The organism is Microbacterium sp., from assembly GCF_036566905.1.
Taxonomy (GTDB): Bacteria; Actinomycetota; Actinomycetes; order Actinomycetales; family Microbacteriaceae; genus Microbacterium.
On the sequence record NZ_DATCVK010000097.1, the window covers coordinates 1 to 4,400 of the forward strand.

Genomic DNA, 4,400 nt, shown 5'->3' on the forward strand with positions numbered 1-4,400 from the left:
GGTGGAAGTAGTACCCGGTGATCCCGACCGGGCCGCTCGTCGCGAAGTCGGGCTTCATCTGGGCCACCTGGAACTGGCGGCTGTAGTAGCCGGGGTAGGTGGTGAACCGGCCGATCACCATGTTGTGCGCGACGTCGGCCAGCAGCGGGTCGCCGGCATGGTGGGCCAGCCGCAGCAGGGCGCCGGCCCAGCACGGGTTGAAGACGTAGCCGCCGCCGGGGTCGGTGAGCGAGCTGACCCCGAGCTTGAACGACGACAGCGCCTCGAACGTGAGGCCGGTCGGCGAGACGTACCAGGCCGGCACGGTCTCGGGCGCGACATCCGTGGTCGGATAGTCGGGCAGTGACGACCGCGACTCCCAGTCGTACTGCTGCACGACCACGTGCCCCTCGGGTACCGTGACCGTCTGGTCGGGCACCGGCCGAACGGCGGTCTGGGTGATGAACCGCTGCGCCTCGCGATGCGCGCCCTCGAGGAACACGGCCTCGCCGGTCAGCTCGAACAGCACCAGGAGGTCGACCCAGTACTTCGAGAAGCTGTAGGCGAAGCCACCGGGCGGCTGCCCGTTGCCGCGGTACGGCGTGAGGATCTCCTCCTGCACGTAGCGCCGGCCGATCAGGGTCGCCTCGGTCAGGTACGCCGGGTCGCCGGTCAGCTGGTAGGTGGCCAGGGCGGTCGCGAACGGCGCCCGGCTCTGGCCGACGACACCCGCCTTGGTGGCCTGCACCGCGAGCCGCTGGAACGCCGCATTGCGCCCGTGGGTGAGCTGGGAGAGGGCCGCCAGGTTCACCGCGTCGGTGGGGATCCGGCCGATCCGGTACTGCGTCTTGTCGTTGTAGACCGAGCCGCCGATCACGGGCGAGTGCCCGATGCCCTTGCGCGACAACTGGTACTCGAGGGCGGGCCGGGCTCTCCGGTCGTAGAGGGTGCCGTCGGCGGTGCCGGTCAGGTAGTGCGCCGAGAGCAGCACGCCGCTGGCCGCGGTGCGCACCGCGTCCTCGTTCTCGACGTCGACGAATCCCTTCGCCCGGTTCCACCACCCGGAGTAGGAGGGGATGAAGTCGACCGAGTCGTCGCCGTCGGGCTCGATCGCGATGAGCTCCGTCATCGCGTGGACGGCGTCGGTCAACGACCGGTCGTAGACGTTGCGGCGATAGGCCTTCAGGCCGTACTCGCCACGGCACAGCTCGGTGTAGGCGTCGTAGAGGCTGCCGACGCGCGCCGCGACGCCGAAGGCGAACCCGCGCCGTTCGCCGGCCGCCATGGCCGTTCGAAGTCCCGGTTGCGGGGCGTAGATGCTCGGCACGACGTCGAGGCTGTCGTTGCGCAGGCTCATCCCGTACGGCTGCCGATCCGACATCAGCTGGCGCTCGTGCACGAACTCGGCCACTTCGGTCGGCAGGTAGACGCCCGAGGTGACGGCGACGCCTGCGACGGCGTACTGGGTCAGCGCCATCGGCGCGAACAGCTCCCAGGCGCCGAGCGGGGCCGAGCCGTCGACCACGGTGAGCGCGTGCTGGTACGACCCGCAGAGCACCTCGTCGAGGTCGTCGAGGGTCCTGGTGTCCTGGCTCTGGTAGCCGACGAGGTAATCGCCGGCCGTCTTGGCCTTCAGCACGTAGTGCGCCTCGGGCTGATCGCCGTCGAGCCGCCAGCGCACGACGAGCTCGACGTCATCGGTGCTGGTGCGCAGCTCGATCGCCTGCCCACTGAGGCGTCGATACGAGGTGAACCCCAGCCAGCTCGGCTGCAACGGCCCGTACAGCTCCGGCGCGCTGCCGTCGGGCAGCGTGCCGGCCAGCACGACCCACTGCTCGTCGAAGCGGTGCGCGGGGTCGGTCAGCGACAGCCAACCGCCGTCGTGCTTGATCTCGAGGTCGCGGACGATCGTCTCGCCGCCGTCCCACCGGGCCTGGTGGAAGGTCATGCGATGGTTTCGCCCGACGAGCCGCGCGACGCAGGTGAGCGAGAGGTTCGGCTTGTCGAGTCGCCGCAGGGCGTCGGCGTAGGCGCCGCCGGTGCTGCTGAACCCGGGATCCGCCGCAGCGGCCTCCGGGTGTCCTCCGAAGACGGCGGGGAGTACGCCCGCCGCCAGCAGCAACTGCAGCGCCGAACGCCGGCTCCATTGCCCGGAAGCTGGTGCTGGGGCGTCCGCTGGTGACGCGTCGGGGTCCATCGAATCGTGGTCGGCCGCTGGGCTCATCCTTGAATCCATGATGCATATGATGCATCCGTTATGCGACAGTGTCAATGGCAATGCAGTCAGCGGTGCCCGATAGCGTCGATCATGCTGAATCCTGAGAGGACCACGCAGTGACCCACTCCCCTTCCGAAGAAATGACCGAATACTCGGTGACCGCGCTGCTGACGGCGCCCGAGCGCCCCGAGGAGCCGGCCGACTTCGACGAGTTCTGGCGGGGTACGTTCGAGGCGTACGGCAACGGCCTCGTCGGCTGGGAGTCCGTGCGCGAACTCGACGCCACCGGAACCCATCGCGTGAAGGAGATCCGGTTCGAGTCATCCGCCGACGAGCCGGCCGTGGCGTTCCTGATGGTGCCTCGCCTCGAGGCCGCGATCCGCCGCGGCCTCGTGATCGGACACGGCTACGGCGGCCGCGCCGCACCCGACCTCGAGCAGGTGCCCGCCGACACGGCCGCGATCTTCCCCGCCGCGCCGGGGACGCTGCCGAACACCGGGAGCCGCTTCCCCGCCCTCCCCGACGAGCACGTGCTCGCGGGCATCGCGCACCGCGACACCTACTCGCACCGCTTCGCCGCGGCCGACGTCTGGCGCGCCGCGACGGTGCTGCTCGACGCCGCGCCGGGGGCAGCCGCTTCGCTCGACTTCAGCGGGGGCAGCTTCGGCGGCGGAATCGGGGCGATGGCCCTCCCCTGGGACGCCCGCTTCCGCCGCGCCTCGCTCGACGTGCCGAGCTTCGGGCACCACGAGATCCGCCTCACGCGTCGCTGCACCGGCAGCGGCGAGGCCGTGCGCCGGCACGTGCAGCAGCACCCCGAGGCGCGTCGAGTGCTCGGCTACTTCGACGCCGCCGTCGCAGCGCGACGCATCCACGCGCCGGTGCACGTGGCGGCAGCGGTGCTCGATCCCGCCGTCGACCCGCGCGGCCAGTTCGCCGTCTTCCACGCGCTCACCGGGCCGAAGCGGCTCACCGTACGCGCGAACGGGCACCTCGACGGCCCGATCGCCGAGGTCTCCGAGCGGATGGCGCGGCAGCACGCCGCCGACTTCTTCGCGCTCCCCGACGACCGCCTGGCCTGAAGGCGGCACCCAGCACCCGTCGTGAGCGGATGCCCCGGGCGCGCCGAACGCCGGCGGCCTGCGGGTCCCTCCGCAGGCGGCCGGCGCCGGGCGACCCGCTACGAGTTCGCGTCGAGCAGGTCCTGGACTTCCTTCTTCAGCGAGTTGAGGCCCGACTGCACGTCGACCTGGCCGGCGAGGATGGTCGCCACGCCTGCACCGATCGCAGCGTCGATCTGCGCGGTCACCGGCACGCGGTCCCATGCGGCGCCGCGTGCGTGCTCGGAGACCTCGGTGCGGAAGGTGGTCTGGTACTCGTCGGCGGCGAGCGCCGGGATCTGGTCGGCGACGGACTTCGCGGCCGGCGCCACGCCCGACTGCTCGTACTGCGCGGTCGCAGCGTCGATGTTCGTCGCGGCGTAGGTGATGAAGTCGCGGCTCGTGAGCTCGCCCTCGCCCGCACTCGCGAACAGGCCGCCGCCCCAGGCGCGGTTGTACGAGGGGTTGCCGTCGGCGGTGGGCCGGGCGATCGCACTGATGTTGTCGATGATGCTCTGCGCGGCACCATTCGTCTTCACGAAGGTCGAGGCGAGCGGGGCGTCGTCGTAGAGGGCCGCCCGCCCGCTCGCGAACAGGATGCGCGCGTCGCTGCGGGCCACGTTCGCCTGGGTGAGGCCGTCGTCCTGCAGCGCCTTGTACCAGGTGATCGCCTCGACGCTCTCCTTGTCGCCGATCGTGCACTCGAAGTCGTCGGTGACGACCGGGCTGCCCCAGCCCCACATCCAGTGCGCGGCATCCTTCAGGTCGGGGTTCTTCGTGACCGCCGCGTAGGGGATCAGCGAGGAGTCCTGCGACTTGATCTTCTCGAGCGCGGTCGCGAACTGCTCGACCGTCATGCCCGACTTGATGCCGACGCTCTTGGCGATCTCGCCGTTCGTGATGATGCCGATGCCCGACGCCGTGAGCGGCAGCACGAGCAGCTTGCCGTTCATCGTGTACGTGTCGAGCACACCCTGCGGGATGCCGAGGCCCTTCGCGAGGTCGGTGAGGTCGGCGAGCACGTCCATCGGCGTGAGCACCTGCCATCCGCCCGACTGGCCGACGCCCATGAGCTTGCCCGAGCGGCCGGTGAGTGCGAGCTG

At 70.7% G+C, this 4,400-nt stretch carries 3 protein-coding genes; 1 reads left to right on the forward strand and 2 read right to left on the reverse strand.

What is annotated here, in order from left to right:
• On the reverse strand, positions 1 to 2,203 hold a 2,203-nt coding region (locus tag VIP82_RS07425), incomplete at its 3' end, for a glycoside hydrolase family protein (RefSeq protein WP_331907188.1).
• Between the two features lie 134 nt (positions 2,204 to 2,337).
• On the opposite strand from VIP82_RS07425, the gene VIP82_RS07430 reads away from it, so the two are divergent.
• Positions 2,338 to 3,279, forward strand: coding sequence for an acetylxylan esterase (locus VIP82_RS07430; RefSeq protein ID WP_331907190.1), 942 nt, complete (start codon positions 2,338 to 2,340; stop codon positions 3,277 to 3,279).
• 98 nt (positions 3,280 to 3,377) lie between these two features.
• Here the strand turns inward: VIP82_RS07430 and VIP82_RS07435 are convergent.
• Positions 3,378 to 4,400 (reverse strand): type 2 periplasmic-binding domain-containing protein (locus VIP82_RS07435; RefSeq protein ID WP_331907192.1); only part of this gene is annotated, 1,023 nt, incomplete at its 5' end.